The sequence below is a fragment of the Acidobacteriota bacterium genome (genome assembly GCA_016716715.1).
GTDB lineage: Bacteria > Acidobacteriota > Thermoanaerobaculia > UBA5066 > UBA5066 > Fen-183.
The window spans coordinates 140,048-160,098 of sequence record JADJVE010000019.1 but is presented as its reverse complement, the minus strand read 5'-3'; the positions used below and the strand labels follow the sequence as shown (position 1 = coordinate 160,098).

General features: G+C 68.4%; 14 protein-coding genes. 3 read left to right on the top strand and 11 right to left on the bottom strand.

Translation table 11 applies throughout. From position 1 onward, the window contains the following. Positions 1-5 precede the first annotated feature (5 nt). A complete protein-coding gene (locus IPL89_18240; GenBank protein MBK9065092.1) occupies positions 6-2,636 on the bottom strand; it encodes a protein kinase in 2,631 nt (876 codons plus the stop codon). 251 nt (positions 2,637-2,887) lie between these two features. Here IPL89_18240 and IPL89_18235 point away from each other — a divergent pair, with 251 nt between their 5' ends. Both IPL89_18235 and IPL89_18230 read left to right on the top strand, forming a co-directional pair. Continuing rightward, entirely contained in the window at positions 2,888-4,978 is a 2,091-nt protein-coding gene (locus IPL89_18235; protein ID MBK9065091.1) for an elongation factor G, read from the top strand. A 32-nt stretch (positions 4,979-5,010) separates the two neighbouring features. Beyond that, positions 5,011-6,357, top strand: coding sequence for a hypothetical protein (locus IPL89_18230; protein ID MBK9065090.1), 1,347 nt, complete (start codon positions 5,011-5,013; stop codon positions 6,355-6,357). Between the two features lie 12 nt (positions 6,358-6,369). On the opposite strand, the gene IPL89_18225 is transcribed toward IPL89_18230, so the two are convergent. Together IPL89_18225 and IPL89_18220 are read right to left on the bottom strand one after the other, a co-directional pair. After that, positions 6,370-6,765 (bottom strand): type II toxin-antitoxin system VapC family toxin, encoded by a 396-nt coding sequence (locus IPL89_18225; protein MBK9065089.1) that lies wholly within the window; start codon positions 6,763-6,765, stop codon positions 6,370-6,372. Then, positions 6,762-7,013: an antitoxin gene (locus IPL89_18220; protein ID MBK9065088.1), complete on the bottom strand. Its 252-nt coding sequence runs from the start codon at positions 7,011-7,013 to the stop codon at positions 6,762-6,764. Before IPL89_18220 ends, IPL89_18225 begins: the two co-directional genes overlap by 4 nt. Before the next feature lie 151 nt (positions 7,014-7,164). On the opposite strand from IPL89_18220, the gene IPL89_18215 reads away from it, so the two are divergent. Next, a complete protein-coding gene (locus IPL89_18215; protein MBK9065087.1) occupies positions 7,165-8,517 on the top strand; it encodes a PLP-dependent aminotransferase family protein in 1,353 nt (450 codons plus the stop codon). 15 nt (positions 8,518-8,532) lie between these two features. On the opposite strand, the gene lpxA is transcribed toward IPL89_18215, so the two are convergent. The 8 genes from lpxA to lysS all read right to left on the bottom strand — a co-directional run bounded on the left by lpxA (position 8,533) and on the right by lysS (position 20,049). Continuing rightward, positions 8,533-9,315, bottom strand: coding sequence for an acyl-ACP--UDP-N-acetylglucosamine O-acyltransferase (lpxA, locus tag IPL89_18210; protein ID MBK9065086.1), 783 nt, complete (start codon positions 9,313-9,315; stop codon positions 8,533-8,535). Further along, positions 9,312-10,817, bottom strand: a complete 1,506-nt coding sequence (fabZ, locus tag IPL89_18205) for a 3-hydroxyacyl-ACP dehydratase FabZ (GenBank protein MBK9065085.1) — start codon at positions 10,815-10,817, stop codon at positions 9,312-9,314. Before fabZ ends, lpxA begins: the two co-directional genes overlap by 4 nt. A gap of 7 nt (positions 10,818-10,824) precedes the next feature. Then, positions 10,825-11,463 (bottom strand): OmpH family outer membrane protein, encoded by a 639-nt coding sequence (locus IPL89_18200; protein MBK9065084.1) that lies wholly within the window; start codon positions 11,461-11,463, stop codon positions 10,825-10,827. 71 nt (positions 11,464-11,534) lie between these two features. After that, on the bottom strand, positions 11,535-14,153 hold the full coding sequence (gene bamA, locus IPL89_18195; GenBank protein MBK9065083.1) for an outer membrane protein assembly factor BamA: 2,619 nt from the start codon (positions 14,151-14,153) through the stop codon (positions 11,535-11,537). 8 nt (positions 14,154-14,161) lie between these two features. After that, positions 14,162-16,588, bottom strand: coding sequence for an ATP-dependent Clp protease ATP-binding subunit (locus IPL89_18190; protein MBK9065082.1), 2,427 nt, complete (start codon positions 16,586-16,588; stop codon positions 14,162-14,164). A 44-nt stretch (positions 16,589-16,632) separates the two neighbouring features. After that, positions 16,633-17,325: an ABC transporter ATP-binding protein gene (locus IPL89_18185; GenBank protein ID MBK9065081.1), complete on the bottom strand. Its 693-nt coding sequence runs from the start codon at positions 17,323-17,325 to the stop codon at positions 16,633-16,635. Next, positions 17,315-18,460 (bottom strand): ABC transporter permease, encoded by a 1,146-nt coding sequence (locus IPL89_18180; protein ID MBK9065080.1) that lies wholly within the window; start codon positions 18,458-18,460, stop codon positions 17,315-17,317. Before IPL89_18180 ends, IPL89_18185 begins: the two co-directional genes overlap by 11 nt. After that, complete coding sequence (gene lysS / locus IPL89_18175; protein ID MBK9065079.1) at positions 18,457-20,049, bottom strand: lysine--tRNA ligase; 1,593 nt, start codon at positions 20,047-20,049, stop codon at positions 18,457-18,459. Before lysS ends, IPL89_18180 begins: the two co-directional genes overlap by 4 nt. Positions 20,050-20,051: the final 2 nt, after the last annotated feature.

Sequence of the window (20,051 nt, the reverse complement as noted above, 5' to 3'; positions counted from 1 at the left end):
GCAGACTACCGCAGGGAAACGGCGAGCTTCTTCTGGGAGTCCACGTCGAGAGCGAGCGTGCGGCCCTCGCCCACGGTCAGCGGAACCACCTGGTACTCGCTGACGCTCCGGTCCGTCGCGATGACCCAGACCTTGTACTCGCCCGCTCCCGATGCGACGTCGACCTCGCCCTCGAGGGTTCCGCCGCCGGACTTGCGGCCGAAGTCGAAGGCGCGGCGCCAGATCTCGACGTCGTTCCGCCGGATCATCACGTAGCCCTGCGGAATCGGCGCCTTGAACGCGACCTTGAGGCGCACGCGCGGCCCCGCGGCCGCGGGGGCGGGCGCCGGCAGGGGCTCCGCGGTGGCCGGACCGGCCGCAACCGGCTCGGCCGCCACGGTGGGCCTCGGCCTCGGCGAAGCTTTCATCGTCCGAATCTGGCTCTCGGCCTTCTTCTGCGCCGCCCGGCCCTGCTTCCGGATCTCGGCCTGCGCGGCGTCGCGGATCTCCTTCGCCTCGGCGTTCGCGGGGTCGCTTGCGAGGGCGCCGTCCGACTCGACGACCGCCCGGGCCCAGTCCCCCGACGTGCGGGCCCGGCGCGCCTCGGCGAGATACGCCCCGGCCTCGGCGGCCTTGCGCTCGGCCTCCTGCGTCTTCGCGAGGAGCTGTTCGGCCTGCTGCAGCGCGCTGCGGGCCGCGGCCGACTCCGGGGCGAGCCGGACGAGCTCGAGGAACTTCAGCCGCGCCTCGGCGGGCTGGCCCGCGCCGAGGAGGCGCGTTCCGTCCTCGAGGAGCTTCTTGTTCGCGAGGGTCTCACGGGCGGCGGCCTCGTCGGCGCCGCGCCCCGCGATCGAGGACGAGCGTTGGGCGAGAAGCCCGACGATCGCGACGCCCGCGAGGATGGCAGCCCCGATCACGACGAGAACCCAGCGGCGATTGACGCTCAGGCGAAGCGCCTCCCTGAAGTTCTTCGCCTTCGAGTCCGCGAGCGGGAGCGGTCCCGTCGCGGGACGCGGGCCGACCGGACCCGTGAGGTCGCGGCCGGGAGGGCGCGGCCCGCCCGGGCGCGGGCCCGCGGAACGCTGCTGGGGAATCGGCGCCGAAAGGTCGCGGACCGGCGGCGCGCCGGCGGGCCGGGCCGGAGACGCCGCGACCGCGGGGGGGAGGGTGGGAGCGGCGGGCGCGGGCGGCGGGGCGGGCCGCGGCAGCGGTGCGACGGGCGACGCCGGCGTGCGCGGCGGGACCGCCGGCGTCGGCACGGTCTGGAGCGCCGGAACGCCGCGCACGGGAGTCGGCACCGCACCGTTCGGCGGCAGCGAAGCGACGCGCACCGGAGGCGGCCCCGCGATCGGCGGCACGCCGCGCGGCGGCGTCGGGACGGAGGCCTGCGACGGAGGAGGCGGAACCGGCGCGGGCCGCTTTATTTCCCCCGTCGAGATCTTCGCCTCGTCTGGCGGCGGCGGGACCGCCTTTTTTCCGCGCTGAAGGTCCGAGACGAGCGTGCCCGGCGAGGACACCGGCTCGGGCGTCTCCCGCTCCTTCTTCTTCGCGGCTTCCCGCTCGGCGGGCGATTTCAGCGCGTCCGTGTCGAGGCTCCAGTCGGGGATCGAGCTCTCGAGATTCGTCGGCGCGGGCCCGACGAGAGCGGGGTTGAGGTCGCTGCGCCCGCGCCGCGCCAGGTCCTCGAGGCTGGTCGCCCCGCCTCCCATACCCGCGGGACCCTTCGAGAGGCCGCCCTGCGGCGGGGCCGGCACTTCGGGAAGAGGAGTCTTCTTCGACTCGACCGTGGACACCGGGCCGAGGTTCTCGGCCTGCGCGACCATCTCGCCGAGGTCCTTGAGCATCTCCATCTCGGCGTGCCGCGTCCGGAACTCGGCCAGCGCGGCGTGGAAGTCCTTGCCGCTCTGGAACCGCGCCGCCGGGTCCTTCGCGAGCGCCCGAGCCAGGATCGGGCCGAACTCGCCCGGGATCGTGGCGTCGTACGTCTCGGGCGGCGGAAACTCCTCGTGGACGATCTTGTACGAGATGGACGTGAGGTTGTCGCCGATGAACGGCTTCCTCTTCGTGAGGAGCTCGTACAGCACGACGCCGAGGGAGAAGAGGTCGCTGCGGCCGTCCACGGTCTCGCCCGTGACCTGCTCGGGCGACATGTAGTTCGGCGTGCCGAGGAACTGGCCGGTCTCCGTGAGGCTGGACGCCTCGATCTTCGCGATTCCGAAGTCCGTGATCTTCACGGTTCCGTCGCTGGTGAGGATGATGATGTTCGCGGGCTTGACGTCGCGGTGGACGATTCCCTTGCGGTGGGCGTAGTCGAGGGCGTCCGCGACGGACATCGCGATCTCCGCGACGCGGTCCCACGAGAACGCAACCTTGTCCTTCAGGAGCTGCTTGAGGTTCTTGCCCTCGACGTACTCCATCGCGATGAAAGACGTCTGGGTCTCGACTTCCTCGCCGACGTCGTGGATCGTGACGATGTTCGGATGCGACAGCGTCCCGGCGGCCTGAGCCTCGCGCATGAACCGTTCGTTGAACTCGCGCTGCTCCGAATCGTCCTCGGCGGTGGCCCGGATCGTCTTGAGGGCGACACGCCGGCCGATGACCGGGTCCCGGCCGAGGTAGACGACTCCCATCGCCCCCTTGCCGAGCTCGCGCTCCACCTCGTAACGCGCGAACTTGCGCGGCGGGTTCGGCGTGCCTGGTTCGCGCGGCAGACGGCCTCCATGAGCGCGCAGGGCGCAGAGCGCGATTCTATCAGCGGGCCCCTGGCCCGCCGGCCCCCGAGCCGTTCACGCAGGGTGTCCGCGGGGTGCGCACACGGGACCGGACCTGATGCAATTGCCGGGGCTCGCTCCGGGCCTTCCTCTCCCTATAATCGCGCTCCCTTCAAACAGGGATCGGAGGGTTGTTCATGAAGGTTTATCCCGCGTCCGCCATCCACAACGTCGCCGTCGTGGGGCACAACGGCGTCGGCAAGACGACGCTCGTCTCCGCGCTGCTCCACGAAGCCGGCGCCACGCCGCGGTTCGGCCGCGTCGAGGAAGGCAACGCTCCCACGGACTTCGACCCCGAGGAGGTCGAGCGGAAGATCTCGATTGGCCTCGCGGTCGCATCGCTCGAGTGGAAGAAGAAGAAGATCAACCTGATCGACACGCCGGGTTACGGCATCTTCGTCTCGGAGATGCTCTGCGGCCTGCGCGCCGCCGACGCGGCGATCATCGTCGTCGACGCCGTCGCGGGCGTCGAGGTCCAGACCGAAAAGGCCTGGAAGGTGTGCGACGAGCTCGGCCTCCCCCGCCTCGTCGTCGTGAACCGCATGGACCGCGAGCGTGCCGACGGCGGCCGCGTCATGGACCAGCTCCAGAAGAAGTTCGGGCGCGCGTGCGCCTGCGTAGAGGCCCCCATCGGCAAGGAGAAGGGCTTCCGCGGCGTCATCGACCTCGTCGCGATGCAGGGCTGGCTCACGGACGACGCCGGCAAGACGGCGCCGGGCGTCATCCCCGACGAGTTCGCGGCCGACGCCGCCCAGCTCCACGAGACCCTCGTCGAGCTGGTCGCCGAGGGCGACGACAAGCTCATGGAAACGTTCTTCTCGCAGGGCAACCTCAGCGAGGAGCAGATGAAGCCCGCCCTCAAGAAAGCGATCCAGGAGCGCAAGATCGCCCCGGTCCTCTTCACGGCGAGCGGCAGCCACGAAACGGGCGTCGAGAAACTCCTCGACGAGATCGAGGACCTGCTCCCGACCGCAGACGCCTTCCAGTCCGTCGCGAAGGGCAAGAGCGGCTCGGCCGAGGCCCTCGCGCCCGATCCGGCGGGACCGGTGGCCGCCCTCGTCTTCAAGACGATCTCCGACCCGTACGCGGGCCGGCTCACGCTCTTCCGTGTCTATTCGGGCACGGTGAAGGGCGACGGAACGTACTGGAACGCCTCGCGCGAGACCGCGGAGCGCTTCGGCCCCGTCTTCTCGCCCCTCGGCAAGAACCTCCAGACGGTTTCCGAGATCCCGGCCGGCGACATCGGCGGCGTGGCCAAGCTGAAGGAGACGCTGTCGGGCGACTCGCTCTCGACCAAGGACAAGCCCTTCGTCTTCGACCGGATCGCCTTTCCCGAGCCCGCGATCTCGTTCGCGATCGAGCCGAAAGCCAAGGGGGACGAGGAGAAGATCTCGGTGGCGCTCGCGAAGCTCATCGAGGAAGACCCGTCGCTGCACTTCTCCCGCGACGCCGACACCCACGACTTCCTCCTCTCGGGCGCGGGCCAGCTCCACGTCGAGATCGCCGTCGCGCGCATGAAGCGGAAGAGCGGCGTCGAAGTCATCCTCCACCCGCCGAAGGTCCCGTACCGCGAGACGATCACGCGCCCGGCCGAAGGCCATGGCCGGCACAAGAAGCAGACCGGCGGCCACGGACAGTTCGCGGACTGCAAGATCCGCATCAAGCCGCTCGGCCGCGGCGCGGACTTCGAGTTCGAGGACGACACGTTCGGCGGCTCGATCCCGCGGAACTACATCCCCGCGATCGAGAAGGGGATCCAGGACATCAGGAAGCGCGGGTACCTCGCCGGATTCACGATGGTCGACTTCCGGGTCGAGGTCTACGACGGACAGTTCCACGACGTCGACTCGTCGGAAATGGCGTTCAAGATCGCCGGCTCGCTCGCGTACAAGGACGCCATGGAGCGCGCGAAGCCGACGATCCTCGAGCCGATCATGAAGGTCGCGATCCATGCCCCGCAGGAGTACATGGGCGAGCTCATGGGCGACCTCACGTCGCGGCGCGGGCGGCCCGCGGGCATGGACCAGGAGGGCGAGGACTCGATCATCCGTGCCGAGGTCCCGCTCGCCGAGATGATCTCCTACGGGTCGATCCTCCGGTCGATCACGCAGGGGCGCGGCAGCTTCCACATGGAGATGGGCCACTACGAAGAGGTCCCGCGGCCCCTCCAGGAGAAGCTCATCGCCGAGCGCGCCAAGCACCGCAAGGTGGAGGTCGTCGAGGAGTAGGTCTCCAGAACGCATCAGACGATCCAGGACGAATGAAAGCCGCCCGCGCGTTGCCCGCCAGGGACCAACGCGCGGGCGGTTTGCTGTTTGCAGGGAGCCGAGACGTGCTCCACAGGCTCCTGATCGCCCTCACCTTCGCCCTTGCGCTTCGGCCAGCCGTTCTCGCGGGGCAACCCGAAGGCCCCCCAAAACCCACGTTGCAGCTCGGAGGCCTTTCCGAACCGGAGGTCATGGAGTTCCTTCTGCCGGGTTACGAGGCGCCGCCTGAACCCGCCCATGATCCGCAAGCCGAGCCCGAATGGAACGTCACGAGGGCAAAGGTCTTCGAGGCAATCGAAACCGATCTCGGCCTCCTCAAGGGCCGATACCTTCTCGCCATCGTGAACGGGAGCACGGGGGCGTGCGCACAATGCGGGTTCACCATCGTCGGGATCATCGACCTCACGCGTTCGTTGCTGGTTTGGAAAGTGGAGCCTGACCACTACTGGGGGCACGGATTGGAGCTCCTCAGACTCCGTCCGGGCGACTCGCAGCTCGCGTTTGCTTTCCAATGGGACCGCGGAGCCCATGAGCACAACTCGTACGGGATGAAGGCGATCTACCGGCCGCGGCGGACGGAGGCGGGCGGCGTCGACTGCGACCTCGTTTGGTCGGATCTCGTCTCCTCAAGAGCTGGTCTGGGAGCGAACGGAGTCATGTGGCACTCGCGCTGTGCGTCGATGACTCCGGGGCCGCGAGCTAGGGAGTGGACTTATCGTCGGCGCACCTTTTTCGGTGTGGCCGCAAACGAAGAGGAGTACGACACCGAGGACGAAGATCCGGAATTCTCGAACATGCCATGCGAAAGCGACTGGGGCGGGATCGTAGAGATCCGCAGAAAAGAGCTCTGGGTCGTACAGAGGGAGTCGGGCGTCATGTCAAGGGTCTCCACGCGCAGCGAGCGCGTCGATCGGGCGCCCTCGTCGACGTTTCCCCTCTCCTTGCCGGTTCGCTCCGACACGTGGGTGCGTGTGAAGCCGCAGCTGACAGGACTCACCGGCCTCGAAAGGTCCGTGAATTCGCCGAACGGCCGATTCCGCATCCGCCTCTCCGACAGCCCCTCGACGGAGAACGAAGTGATACTGACTACCAGAGAGGGCCAAGTCGTTCGCTCACTCAAGGGCTGGAAGACAGATTTCTTCATCGGCGAAGTGGAGGCTCTCGGTTGGGCGAAAGACGAGAGCCGTTTCTTCGCCGTCCTCACTTTCGAGTACGAGCGCGCCCTTTTGTCGTTCAGCGTCGAAGGAACCGACGACTACTGGGAGGAAGTCCTCGACCCGTACGACACGTCTTGGCACGACGGGTTCGTGATGCGGCCACGGGGTGTTCGCCCGAAGTGAACGTCGCGCCAATTAGTGCAGACGCGTCACGCCGGGATAACCGTCGAATCCCGCGTCGAAGGTCAAGATCTCGCTCACGCCCTGTTCCTCCATGACCGCGAGGTGCAGGGCGTCACGGGCCGAGAGCTTTCGGCGCGCGAGAACGATCGCCTTCGCTCGTTCGACTGTCACGGCCTTGATCGGGAACACTTCGTCGACGACGCCGAGAAGGGCGTCGAACGCCGGTTGGATCATTTCCCGGCGGTCGATCGCCGCATAACGGTGGAGGATCTCCTGGAGGACCTCGACGTCCGTCACGAGACGCCTTTTCTCGGAGATGAATCCTTCGACGATGCGTTGCGCGTCCGCCTTGCGTGGATGCGGCGCGCCGACGAGGTACATCGGAATGTTGGAATCGACGAAGATCACTCGCCCGATCCGTAGCCCTTCTCGATTTCGGCGAGCATCTGTCCGATGTCTCCGGTCGGACCCTGGTGGCGAACGGCGCGTCGGATCGCTGCGAGCTTGTCCGACACGTCTCCAAGCGGCTCACGCCGGCGCGCCTCGCGCAGAGCGCCACGCACCCATTCCGCGACCGTCATCCGTTTCGCGCGCGCCGCACGCTGGATTTCCCGGATTTCCGGCTCGTCGAGAAGCACTTGCAGTCGCTTACTCATCGCTATGAGTCTATCAGACTCCTCTTGGCACTTCACGCCGCTGGCGAGGGCGCACGCGGACTGGAAGTTTTCGGCGTTTTTCGCCCTGATCAGCCCGCATCATGGCGGCCGGAAGCGCCCGGCGAGACGCTCTCAAGTCGGGGGTGTGCCCATGGTTAGCGTTGCTCTGCCCGGGGAGGAAGTCCTCGGCAGTCTGAGGGCGGACGGGACCGCCGCGCGCCCGCCCGCGCCCGCTCCGGATACGCTCTGGTCCCAGCGGTTTGCGCAGCGCACGCAGCGCATCACGGCCTCCATGATCCGGGAGCTCCTGAAGCTCACGGAAAGCCCCGAGATCATCAGCTTCGCCGGCGGGCTCCCCGCCCCGGAGGTCTTCCCCATCGAGGCGATCCGCGCCGCCACCGAGCGCGTCCTCTCGGACTGGGGCACGTCGGCCCTCCAGTACACGACGACCGAAGGCTACCGCCCCCTCCGCGAGCTCCTCGTCCGGCACATGAGCCGCTACGGCGTGAAGGTGGGCCCCGAAAACGTCCTCATCACGTCCGGCTCCCAGCAGGCGCTCGACCTGATCGGCAAGCTCCTCATCAACCCGGGCGACCGCGTCCTGACCGAGGCCCCGACGTACCTCGGGGCGCTCCAGGCGTTCAACGCCTACCAGGCGGACTATCTCTCCGTCCCGATCGACGACGACGGCATGGACATGGAGGCCCTCGACGTCCAGCTCCGCGGCGGCCCGAAGTTCGTCTACGCGCTCCCGAACTTCCAGAATCCCGCGGGCGTCACGATGAGCCTCCCGCGCCGCCGCCAGCTCGTCCAGCGCGCGTCCGCGCTCGGGATTCCGATCGTCGAGGACGACCCCTACGGCCAGCTCCTCTACGAGGGCGAGCACCTCCCGTCGCTCGTTGCGCTCGACGCCGAGACGCACGGCTGCGCGAGCGGCGAGAAGACGTTCACGGGGAACGTCCTCTACCTCTCGACGCTCTCGAAGACGCTCGCTCCCGGCCTGCGCATCGCGTGGGTCGTCGCGCCCGAGGTCGTCATCTCCAAGCTCGTTCAGATCAAGCAGGGCGCGGACCTCCACACGTCCACGTTCTGCCAGTACGTCGCGTACGAGGTCGCGCGCGGCGGCTTCCTCGACCGCCACGTGAAGGTCATACGCCGCGTCTACGGCGAGCGCCGCAACGCGATGCTCCGCGCCCTCGACCGCTACGCCCCTCCGGGCGTCCGCTGGACGAAGCCGGGCGGCGGGCTCTTCCTGTGGGCGACGCTTCCGGAGGGCTTCGACACCGTCAAGCTCCTCGACGAGGCGATCGCCGAAAAGGTGGCCTTCGTGCCGGGCGCCGCGTTCTACCCGGCGGGCGGCGGCGAGCGGACGATGCGCCTGAACTTCTCCTACGCGGCGCCCGACGTCATCGACGAGGGGATCAAGCGGCTCTGCCGGGTCATCGAGAAGGCAGGCGAGCGCCTCGGAAGGCACTGGCAGCGCACGCTACCGGCCCGGGACTAGGGTCTTCCGCCCCCTCTACGCCCCGTGGACGCCTTCCTTCGAGGCGACGATGAAGTCTCGGAGGAACTTCACGTCGTCCGAGGCCGCGGCGAGCGGCTCGAGGCCGGCGAGGAGCGCGGTCTTGTCGTGGCGGTGCTTGTGGAGGATGCGGTAGGCCTTCTGAAGGGCGTCGACGCGCTCCTTCGAGAAGCCCTTCCGCGAGAGGCCGACGGCGTTCACCTTGTAGGCCTTCACGTCGCGGTCCGAGGAGCTCCACACGAACGGCAGGATGTCGCGGTTGATCCCGGAGAACGCTCCGACGAACGCGTAGCGCCCGACCCTCAGGAACTGGCGCACCGCCGCGTAACCGCCGAGGATGACGTCGTCCTCGACCGTGCAGTGGCCCGCGAGGGACGCGCCATTCGCGAAGACCGTGCGGCTCCCGACCGTGCAGTCGTGGGCGACGTGCGCGTAGGCCATGAAGAGGTTGTCGTCGCCGATGATCGTCGTCTTGTGTCCCGTGACGGTCCCGCGGTGGATCGTGCAGAACTCCCGGAACATGTTCCGGTTCCCGATCACGAGCGTCGTCGGCTCGCCCTTGTACTTGAGGTCCTGGGGCGGCCCTCCGAGCGCGGCCAGCGGGCAGATGCGGTTGTCCTCGCCGATCGTCGTGGGCCCCTCGATGACCGCGTGGGCGCCGACGGTCGTGCGGGCGCCGATCGTGACGTTCGGGCCGACGATTGCGTAGGGGCCGACGTCGGCGGTGGGATGGACGGAGGCCGTCGGGTCCACGACGGCGGTCGGGTGGATCGGCATCACACGGCTCCCGGACGGTTCACGAGGCTCGACATGATCTCGGCCTCCGTGCAAAGCGCGCCGTCCACGCGGGCCTCGGCCCTGAACTTCACCATACCGAGCTTCACATTCACGATCTCGCCCGACACCATGATCTGGTCGCCGGGAAAGATGGGCCGCCGGAAGCGGGCCTTGTCGACTCCCGACAGGAACATGAGCTTGGCGGACGGATCCGGCTCCTTCGCGAAGAAGAGGCAGCCGGCCACCTGCGCCATGCACTCGATGATCAGGACGCCCGGCATCACGGGGTTCCCCGGGAAGTGCCCCTGGAAGAACGGCTCGTTCACCGTGACGTTCTTCAGGCCGACGACCTTCGAGCCGACCGCTACGGGGCCCGGCGACATCTCGAGAATCCGGTCGACGAGCAGAAACGGGTAGCGGTGCGGCAGCAGCCGCAGGATCTCGAGGATGTCGGCCCTCGTAACGGGTTCGCTCACGAGTCTCCTCCCTTGAGCAGCCCGGCCTTCTCCGCGAGCCGGCGCACGAGACGGGCGGTCTCCGGCAGCCGCCGGAGCTCGATCCAGGATCTCTGGTAGTCGCGATACCCGAACGCGGGCGAACCGTGCAGCGCCTGCTTCGGCGGCACGTCCGCGCCGATTCCGCTCTGGGCCTGCACCTGGGCGCCCGCGCCCACCGTGAGGTGCCCCGCGACCCCGACCTGGCCGCCGAGGACGACGCCGTCCTCGAGCACGGCCGAACCCGCGATGCCGACCTGGGCGCAGATGACGTCGTGGCGGCCGACGATCACGTTGTGGCCGATCTGGACGAGGTTGTCGACCTTCGTGCCGGCCCCGAGCGTCGTCGTCTCGAGGGCGGCGCGGTCGACGCAGGTATTCGCGCCGATCTCCACGTCGTCCCCGACGGTCACGACGCCGACCTGCGGGATCTTCACGAGCCCTTGCGCGGTCGTCGCGTAGCCGAAGCCGTCCGCCCCGAGCACGGCGCCGGCGTGGATCTCGACGCGCTCGCCGAGGGCGATGCGGTCGTAGAGGACGACGTGGGGGGTGGAGCCAAGACCCGGCGCCGACGCGGCAGCGGGCGCCGACGACGGCGTGCGCCTCGACGACGGCGCCGGCTTCGACCCGGCTCTCGGGACCGATCACGGCGTAAGGCCCGATCTCGGCCGAGGGATCGACGGACGCAGCGGGATCCACGGCCGCGGTCGGGTGGATCCCCGGCCGGGCGGTCCGGCGCGGGTGAAAGAGGCGCAAGACGGCGATGCGCGCCAGCTGGGGGTCGGCCACCTCGATGACGGTCCGGCCAGGCAGATCCGTGGCCGAGCGCGCCAGGAACGCTCCGGCACGCGACGCGGCGGCGCGCTTGAGCGCCTTCGCGTCGGTCACGAACGAGAGAGACTCGGGGTCCGCGCTCTCGAGGGCGCGAACCCCGGTCAGCGACGCGCCTCCGTCGCCGGCGACGCGCCCGCCGCAGGCGGCGGCCACCTCGGCGACGGTGAACGCAGCCACGCGGCCGTTACTTCTTGGGCGCGGCGGCGGCCGGCTTGGCGGCAGCCGGGGCGGGCGCGGCGGCGGCCGGCTTCGGAGCGGCCGCCTTCGGCGCGGCGATCTGCGAGTTGAACTTCGTGATGACGGCCTCCGTCAGGTCGACGGACTTGTCGTCGGCGAAGAGGAGCCCGCTGTTGAACTTGTTGAAGACGAGCTGATAGCCCTGCTCCCTCGCCACCTCGGTGATGACGGGCATGATCCGCTTCTCGAGGTCGCCGAGCTCCTTGCGCTGGGTTTCCTCCAGCTCCTTCTGCGCGTCGTCCTGGAAGCGCTTGAGCTCTACCGCCTTGGCCTGGTATTCCTTCTGGAGCTTCTCCATCGCGTCCTCGGACAGGGCTTTGCCCTGGTCCTGGATCTTCGTCTCGAGGTCGCGAAGCTCCTTCTGGCGCCTCGTGAGCTCTTCCTGCTTCGCCTGCTGAACCTTCTGGACGCGGGCAAGGCTCTCCTTGCCGATGGCCGACTCCTGAACGATCCGCTGGACTTCGATGACGCCGATCTTCGAGTTCCCGGCGGCCGGAGCGGGGGCCGCGGCCGTCTGGGCGAAAGCCGGAGCGGCGGCGACGGCGAGGGCGAGGGCGCCGGCCGCGAACGTGACGATGCGCTTCATGGAATCTGACTCCTTAAGGTGTTTTCCGGGGCCGGAGGCCGGCCGAGCGCCGGATGATAGCAATTCGACGGTCAGAACGTGGTTCCGATGGAGAACTGGAAGTCCGTCTTGCTCTCCTCGCCGTTGGCCAGCGGCTTCCCGGTCTGGTCGAGGATGAGCTTCGGATGGAGGTTGATGCCGTAGATGAAGCGCAGGGGGGCCTGGAAGATCGGCAGGAAGATCCGCATCTCGAGGCCGACCGCAGTCCTCATCTTGAGGAGGTCCACCGTCTGGCCCTCGATCCAGGTGTTTCCCGCGTCGAAGAACACCACGAGCTTCAGCGGCTGGGCGAGCTGGTAGACGTACTCGAGATTGAAGACGACGAACCGGTTCCCGCCGAGAAGGGCGCCGTTCTGGTCGAAGAACGCCCGGTTCTGTTCGTCGAGCGGGAAGATCGCCCCGTACTTGAAAGAGCGCACGGACCGGTCGCCGCCGATCCGGTAGCGCTCGAAGATCGGGATCTCGCTGTGCCCGGCCTCGCGCTGCGCCTGACTGTCGTACGGGAACAGCATCCCGAGCTCCCCGTTCACGGCGAAGTTCGACTTCTTCGTGGCCGGGAGGTAGGTGGTGAAGCTGAGGGCGCTCTTCACGTAGGAGAAGTCGCCCCCCAGCGCGCCGCCGGCGATCGTCACCGAGGCGCCGTAGCGCGTGCCGCGCGTCGGGTCGAAGGGGTCGTTGCGGCTGTCGAAGCGGTAGCCCGGAGTGATCGAGGACGTCGTGCCGGTGTAGTCCGCGAACGCAGGCGGGGTGTACCCCCCGCCCGGAGGCGCCGGGGGCGGGTAGACCTGGTAGCGGCTCTTCGTGTCCGTGAACCCGTAGAAGAAAGAGACCACGTCCCACACGCCCAGTCCGACCCCGAGCGAGAGGTTCAGGCCCTTCGAGCTCTGGTTGGTGCCGCCGGCGACGTCGGCGTAGTCGAGCGTGCGGTTGAAGATCGCCCCGCCGACGGACATGCGCTGGTCGAGAAACCACGGCTCGGAGAACGAGACGTCGAAGAAGTTCGACCGGTTGCCGCGCTGGAACTGCAGGCCGAGCGTGTCGCCACGGCCGAGGAAGTTGCGCGTGTTGAACTGGAACTGCCCGAAGAGGCCGTCCAGCTGCGAGTAGCCCGCGCCGAACTGGACCTCGTTGCGGTTCGTGTCCGTGCCCTTGATCGTGATGTCGACCGTCTTCTTGTCGTTGTTGACCTTGAAGTCGGGGTCTTCCTCGACCTTGAAGTAGCCCAGCTGCGTGACCTTCTGGATGCTCTTCTTGAAGGTCTCCATGTCCATGATGTCGCCTTCGTAGAGCTGCAGCTCCCGGCGCAGGACCTTGTCGCGCGTCGTCTTGTTCCCCTGGAACTCCACCCGGCCGAGCCGGTACTGGTCGCCCTCGGCGATCTTCACGGTGACGTCGACGGTGCGGTTCGGCTTCTCCGCGAACTCCGGGTTCATGAACACGTAGATGTAGCCGCGGCTGCGGTAGATCGCCTCGATCGACTTCATCCCGTCCGCGAGGACGGCACGGCTCAGCGGCTTGCCGGTGCGGTACCCGAAGAACTTCTCGAGGACCTCCGGCTTGTAGACGGTCGACCCGTCGACGTTGAGCTTGCCGAAGAACCAGCGCTCTCCCTCGACGATCGGGATCGTGAGTCGCGCGCGGCGCTTGATCTTGTCCGGGCGCTTCTCTTTCGGGTTCACGACGAAGGTGTCGATGACCGCGTCCTTGACGACGACGTCCTTGTAGCCCGCGTCCTGGTAGGCCTTGCGAAGGCTCTCGACGTCCTCGTCGTAGCTCGCCTGGTTGAACGTGGACTTGCTGTCGAAGAACCGCCACCAGTGGGCGGTCGCCGTCTTCTTCATCGCGTTGCGCAGCGTCTGGGCGCCGAAGACGGTGTTCCCCGAGAAGTTGATGGACTCGACCTTCATCTTGTCGCCTTCGTCCACGTTGAAGACGACGCGCCGCTGCGCGGGCGAGACGATCTCGAGCTGCGCCTCGACGACGGCCGACCGGAAGCCCTCGGCCTTGTAGCCGTCGAGGAGGACGCCCTTGGCCTTGGCCACGTCCCGCAGGGAGACGGGGGCGCCGATCCGGATCTCGGCCTTGCCCTCCTTGAGCTTGTCCTTCAGCTGCGAGGTCGTGAGCTTCTTGTTTCCCCGAAACTCGAGGTCCGCGATGGTCGGCCGCTCGACGACCGTCGCCGTGAGGACGACGCCCTGCGGCGTCTCGTCCTTCTCGAGCGTGACGTCCTCGAAGAGGCCGGAGTCCCAGAGCTTCGAGAAGTTGCGTTTGACGAGATCGTCGTCGTACGGGTCGCCGGGCTTGAGGCCGAGGTAGAACCCGACGGTCTCGGACGCGGTGGTCTTCCCGCCCTTGACGACGATCTGGACGAGCCGGGGAAGCGTCCGGGCGGCCCCCTTTTCCCCCTCCGGCGCGAGCCGGACCGAGGGAGCGGCGCCCATGGCGCCCGAGAGCGGCGACTCGGTCTTCGGGCCGAAACCCTGGTCGGGAGCGGGAGTCGGTGCGGGAGCCGGCGCGGCGGCCGGCGGCGGGGCCTGCGCCCGCGCGGGTCCGGCCAGGAGGAGCGCGCCGAAAAGGCCTGCCCCTGCGAGAGCGCGGATCGAGCGCACGACACTCCCGGCGGCGGCGCCGGAGAAGCGGAGACAGGGCATCAAGGCGGTTACCGGCCCGTCCCGACGGGCTCGGGCGCCCGGATCTGGACCTTGAGCTCGTCCCCTTCCACGGTCACTTCGACGCACTCGATAGGCTCTCGGGATGCGATCAGCAATTCCGATACCGCGTCCTCGACGTGCCGCTGGATCGTCCGCCGGAGCGGGCGGGCGCCGGAGTGCGCGTCGTGGCCGGAGGCCTTCAGGAGCCAGTCGACCGCGGCCTGGCTCGCGACGAGCGTGAGCCCGCGGTGCTTGAGCGTGTCGGCGACGTCGTCGAGGAGCAGGCGGCCGATCGCGCGCAGCTGCTCGAGGCCGAGCGGGTTGAAGACGATGACCTCGTCGATGCGGTTGATGAACTCCGGCGAGAACTCCCGCCGAAGCTCCTTGAGGACCATCTCCTCGACCTCGCGCTGCTCGGGCGCGTTCTTGCCCTCGCCGAAGCCCATGCGGCTCCCGGTCACGAGGTACTTCGTCCCGACGTTCGAGGTCATGATGATGAGCGTGTTCTTGAAGTCGACGACGTTTCCGTAGGCGTCCGTCAGCTGCCCGTCCTCGAGGATCTGCAGGAGCAGGTTCGCGATGTCGGGATGCGCCTTCTCGATCTCGTCGAGGAGGATCACGGAGTAGGGCTGGCGGCGGATGCGCTCCGTGAGCTGCCCGCCTTCCTCGTGGCCGACGTAGCCCGGAGGCGAACCGATCAGCTTGGAGACCGCGTGCTTCTCCATGTACTCGGACATGTCGAAGCGCACGAGCGCCTTCTGGTTGTCGAACAGGAACTCCGCCAGCCGGCGCGCGGCCTCGGTCTTTCCGACGCCCGAGGGCCCGAGGAAGATGAACGAGCCCATGGGGCGGTTCGGGTTCTTCACGCCGAGCCGCGAGCGGCGGATCGCGCGGCTGATCGCGCCGATCGACTGATCCTGCCCGATCACGCGCTTCTTGAGCGTCTCGTCCATGTGGAGGAGCTTCTCGGCTTCTTCCATCTGGAGCGACGTCACGGGGATCCCGGTCCAGCTCGAGATGACTTCCTCGATGTCGGCCCGGGTGACGTCGACGGCCGCGGACTCGTCCTGTGCGGCCGTCTTCGTCCGCTCGATCTCTTCCTTGATCTCGATCTCGCGCTCGCGCAGGAACACGGCGCGCTCGAAGTCCTTCTCGGAGATCGCCTTCTTCATCTCCTTGACGATCCCCTTGATCTCGTTCTCGAGCCTGCGGAGGTTCTGCGTGTCCGCCGTCTTGCGGAGCTTCACCTTCGCGCCGGCCTCGTCGAGGATGTCGATCGCCTTGTCGGGGAAGAAGCGGTCGGGGATGTAGCGGCTCGCCTGGTAGACGGCGGTCCTGATCGCGTCGGGCGTGTAGCGGACGCGGTGGAACTTCTCGTACCGCTCGCGCACGCCCTCGAGGATCTGAAGCGTCTCTTCCTCGTCCGGCGGAGCGACCGTGACCGCCTGGAACCGCCGGAGGAGCGAGCGGTCCTTCTCGATGTACTTGCGGTATTCCTTGAGCGTCGTCGCGCCGATGCACGAGATCTCGCCGCGCGAGAGGGCCGGTTTGAGGATGTTCGCGGCGTCGAGCGAGCCCTCGGCCGAGCCCGCGCCGATCAGGGAGTGGATCTCGTCGATGAAGACGATGAGATCCTGGTTCTCCTTGAGCTCCTTGAGGATTCCCTTGAGGCGCTCCTCGAACTGGCCGCGGTACTTCGTCCCCGCCACGATCAGCGAGAGGTCGAGCGCGAGGATCTTGCGCTGCGCGAGGAACAGCGGCACCCCGCCCTCGACGATCTTCTGCGCGAGGCCCTCGACGATGGCGGTCTTGCCGACGCCGGGCTCGCCGAGGAGGATCGGGTTGTTCTTCGTGCGGCGCGAGAGGATCTGGACGATCCGCTCGACCTCCGCGTCGCGCCCGACGAGCGGGTCGAACGAGCCCGTCTGCGCGAGCGCCGTGAGGTCGCGCGAGTACTCGGCGAGGAACGGAAGCTCCTTCTTCTGCTTGGAGGCCTCGCGCTCCTTGATGAGCGCGATCGTCTCCTCGCGGACGCCGTAGAGGTTGAAGCCGTGCGCCATCAGGATGCGGCCCGCGACGCAGGGGTCGACGCGGAGGATGCCGATCAGGAGGTGCTCCGTGCCGACGTAGGGATGCATCATCGACTCCGCCTCGTGCGAGGCGTAGGCGAGGATCTTCTTGGACTCCTCCGAGAGCGGGAGTTCCTGGGTCGAGGAGACGCGCTCGACGAAGACGCGGTCGCCCTCGATCTCGTGCCGGATGTCCTCGGGCCTCACGTTGAAGCGCGCGAAGATCTCCTTGATGACGTCCTCACCCTCCCGGAGGATCCCGAGGAGGATGTGCTCGGACTCGATGACCTTCGAGCCCAGTTTCGAGGACTCATACCGGGCGAAGAACAGGGCCCGGCGCGCCTTCTCGTTGTATTTCTCGAACATCGTTTTGACTGCCGTTTCGGGCCGGAAAAAGGGTCGAGCCGCGCCTACGCGCCGTCGCTCAAGCCTTCTCCTCCCAACGATTTGATGCTAGCACAGCGACGCGCCCATTCCGGGTCGTGGGTGACGACGATCGCCGCCCCCGCGCGCTCTTTCGCGACCGTCGTGAGGAGGTCGAAAACGGCCGCCGCGTGGACCGCGTCGAGGCTGCCCGTCGGCTCGTCGCAGAGGAGGATCCGCGGCCGCCTCACGACCGCGCGTGCGATCGCGACGCGCTGGCGCTCGCCCCCGGAAAGCGTCCGCGGGAGGGCCGACGCGCGCGCCGAGAGGCCGACGCGATCGAGCACGTCGCGAGCCTCCTTCCGCCCGTCCGCCTCGGACCGGCCCGCGAGGAAGAGCGGCAGCGCGACGTTCTCCTCCGCCGTGAGCTCGGGAAGGAGGTGGTGGAACTGGAACACGAATCCGATCGTCGTCCCGCGCAGGGCCGCGCGCGCCTCGGGCGAAAGGGAGCTCCAGTCGGTCCCGTCCACGCGCACGGCGCCCGCGTCGGGCGTGTCGAGCCCGGCGAACAGGTGGAGGAGCGTCGACTTTCCGCAGCCCGACGGCCCCGTGATCGCGAGAAGGTCGCCCGCGCGCACCTCGAGCGAGACGTTCCGGAAGACGTCGACGCGCCCGGCGCCGGAGCCGAAGCCCTTCGCGAGGCCCTCGGCCGCGAGGAGCGGCGCGCCGTCAGGCGCCACGCAGCGCCTCCACGGGCGAGAGCCGCGCGGCCGTCCGCGCCGGGATCGAGGCCGCGAGGAGCGACCAGAGGATCGAAAGGACTCCCACGGCGAGAACGTCGAGGGCCTCGACGCGGAACGGCGCGTGCGCCATGCCGTAGAGCTGCGCGGGCAAAGGCACGAGCCCCGCGCGCTCGAGGAGCACCGCGACGCCGACGCCGAGGGCGAGGCCGCCGAGCGTTCCCGCCGCGCCGACGCCCGCGCCGGCGGCGAGGAACACGCGGCCCACGGCACGCGGCGAGGCGCCGAGAACCGACAGCACCGCGGCGTCGCCCGCGCGCGTCGCCGCGAGCACGGCGGACGTGGCCGCGAGGTTCAGGCCCGCGACGATCACGATCAGGAACACGGCCGCGAAGAGGACCGTCCGCTCGATCCTGAGCGCGAGGACGAGGGCGCGGTTCTGCTCTTCCCACGTCGCGACCGCGACCGACGGGCCGAGCGCCGCGGCAACCGCCGCCGCGGCACGCGCCGGATGTTCAGGATTCGTGAGGCGCAGTTCGTAGCCCGTCGAGCCGTCCGGCCCGAGCGCGAACAGGCGGCGCGCCTCCTCGAGAGGCATCGAGGCTTCCGCGGCCTTCCGCCCCGTGGCGGAGGGCACGACTCCCGCGATCTTCATCGTCGCGACGATGGGCACGGGCCCGAGCGGCGACAGGCGCGAACGCGACGAGACGAGCGTGACCGTCTCGCCCGCGACGAGGCCGATCGGCCGCGCCTGCGCCACGTCGAGGACGAGCCCCTGCTGCTTCTCGCGCCCGACGACCATCGCCGGCATGGCCTGCGAGCCGAGGCTCACCCACACGCGACCCTTCGCGACGGGCGAGACGGACGCGACGCCCGGCACGGCGGCGAGCTTCCCCGCGATCCGGTCGACGTCGTGGAACTCCCCGCGCCCCGCAGGCGTCACGAGGAGGTGGGGCGTCTCGGCGAGGAGGCGGTTCTTGATGTTCGTCTGGAAGCCCGAGAGAAGCGCGAGCGACACGACGAGCGCCGCGACGCCGAGCAGAAGGCCGAGGAACGCCGCGAGGGCGACAACCCCCACCTGCGCGTCGCGCCTGGACGCGAGGAGATATTTCCTGGCAAGAAAGAGGGAGATCACTTCGGCCGCATCAACGGGAAGAGGATCACGTCGCGGATGGAGTGCGAGTTCGTGAAGAGCATCGCGAGGCGGTCGATGCCGACGCCCTCGCCCGCCGTCGGCGGCATCCCGTACGCGAGCGCCTCGACGTAGTCCTCGTCGTAGAGCATCGCCTCGTCGTCGCCCTTCGTGCGCTCGGCCACCTGGGCGCGGAACTTCTCGGCCTGCTCGTCGGGGTCGTTCAGCTCGCAGAACCCGTTCGCGACCTCCATCCGGCCGATGAAGAGCTCGAAGCGGTCGGCGGTCGAAGGATCTCCGGGCTTCGTCTTCGAGAGCGGCGAGATCTCCGCCGGGTAGTCGATGACGAACGTCGGCTGAAGAAGCCGCCGCTCCGCGACGGCTCCGAAGATCTCTGCAAGTAATTTCCCCTTGGACTCGCCGAAGCGCTCGACGGATTCCACACCAACCTCACTGGCGATTTTTCTTAGAAGGTGAAGATCGCCGAGGGCTTCCCTCGTGACGCGCGTGCGTTCACTTGCCCGCACGGGACCACTCGAAGAAATCTTCTCTTCCTCCGAAGCAGAAATATTCTCCAGAATCGCGTCCACCATAGAGACCCGCTTGAACGGCGCCTTCAGCGAGATCGTCTCGTCGCCCCAAGGCAGCTCGGTCGTCCCGAGGATCTCCTCGGCCGCGCCCGCGAAGAGCTGCTCCGTGAGCGCCATCTGGTCGCGCGCGTCCGCGTACGCCGTGTAGAACTCGAGCATCGTGAACTCGGGGTTGTGCTGCGTCGAGATTCCCTCGTTTCGGAAATTGCGGTTGATCTCGTAGACCTTCGGGAACCCGCCCACGACGAGCCTCTTGAGGTAGAGCTCGGGCGCGATGCGCAGGAAGAGCTGCAGGTCGAGCGCGTTGTGGTGCGTCACGAACGGACGCGCGGCCGCGCCGCCCGCGAGCGTCTGCATCATCGGGGTCTCGACCTCGACGAAGCCGCGCCCGTCGAAGAAGCGCCGGATGTACGCGACGATCTTCGCGCGCACCTCGAACGTCTTGCGCGTCTCGGGCGAGACGACGAGGTCGACGTAGCGCTGGCGGTACTTGCGCTCGACGTCCGTGAGGCCGTGCCACTTGTCCGGCAGCGGCCGGAGCGACTTGGCGAGGAAGTCGAGCTCGGCGCCCTTCACGGAGAGCTCGCCCGTTCGCGTCCGGAAAACCGTGCCGGCGACGCCCACGTGATCGCCGAGATCGAGCTGCTCGAGGAGCTCCCAGTCGCCGGGGCGGAGAAGGTCCTTCTTGAGGTACGACTGGACGCGGTGGGCGCCGTCCGAGAGGTCGACGAAGATCGCCTTCCCCATCTTGCGGATCGCGAGGATGCGGCCGGGAACGCGCACGCGGCGGTCCGCCTCGGGCTCGGCCTCGAGGGCCGCGGCGTCCTTCGCGGACCACCGGGCGACGACGTCCGAGACGAGGTGCGTGGGGTCCCAGCGGTTCGGATAGAGGGGCCGGCCGAGCGCTGCGATGCGCTCGCGGGACGCGCGGCGGTTCGCGATCTGTTCGGGGACGTCCGCTTCGGGGATCTTCGGCTCTGCGGTTTTCGGGGTCTCAGACATCG

What these genes read in the sequence shown, in the direction of transcription:
- IPL89_18235 (MBK9065091.1), top strand. Translation starts at nt 2,888, where the DNA reads ATGAAGGTTTATCCCGCGTCCGCCATCCACAACGTCGCCGTCGTGGGG.
- IPL89_18230 (MBK9065090.1), top strand. Translation starts at nt 5,011, where the DNA reads ATGAAAGCCGCCCGCGCGTTGCCCGCCAGGGACCAACGCGCGGGCGGT.
- IPL89_18220 (MBK9065088.1), bottom strand. Translation starts at nt 7,013, where the DNA reads ATGAGTAAGCGACTGCAAGTGCTTCTCGACGAGCCGGAAATCCGGGAA.
- IPL89_18215 (MBK9065087.1), top strand. Translation starts at nt 7,165, where the DNA reads ATGGTTAGCGTTGCTCTGCCCGGGGAGGAAGTCCTCGGCAGTCTGAGG.
- IPL89_18200 (MBK9065084.1), bottom strand. Translation starts at nt 11,463, where the DNA reads ATGAAGCGCATCGTCACGTTCGCGGCCGGCGCCCTCGCCCTCGCCGTC.
- bamA (MBK9065083.1), bottom strand. Translation starts at nt 14,153, where the DNA reads ATGCCCTGTCTCCGCTTCTCCGGCGCCGCCGCCGGGAGTGTCGTGCGC.
- IPL89_18190 (MBK9065082.1), bottom strand. Translation starts at nt 16,588, where the DNA reads ATGTTCGAGAAATACAACGAGAAGGCGCGCCGGGCCCTGTTCTTCGCC.
- lysS (MBK9065079.1), bottom strand. Translation starts at nt 20,049, where the DNA reads ATGTCTGAGACCCCGAAAACCGCAGAGCCGAAGATCCCCGAAGCGGAC.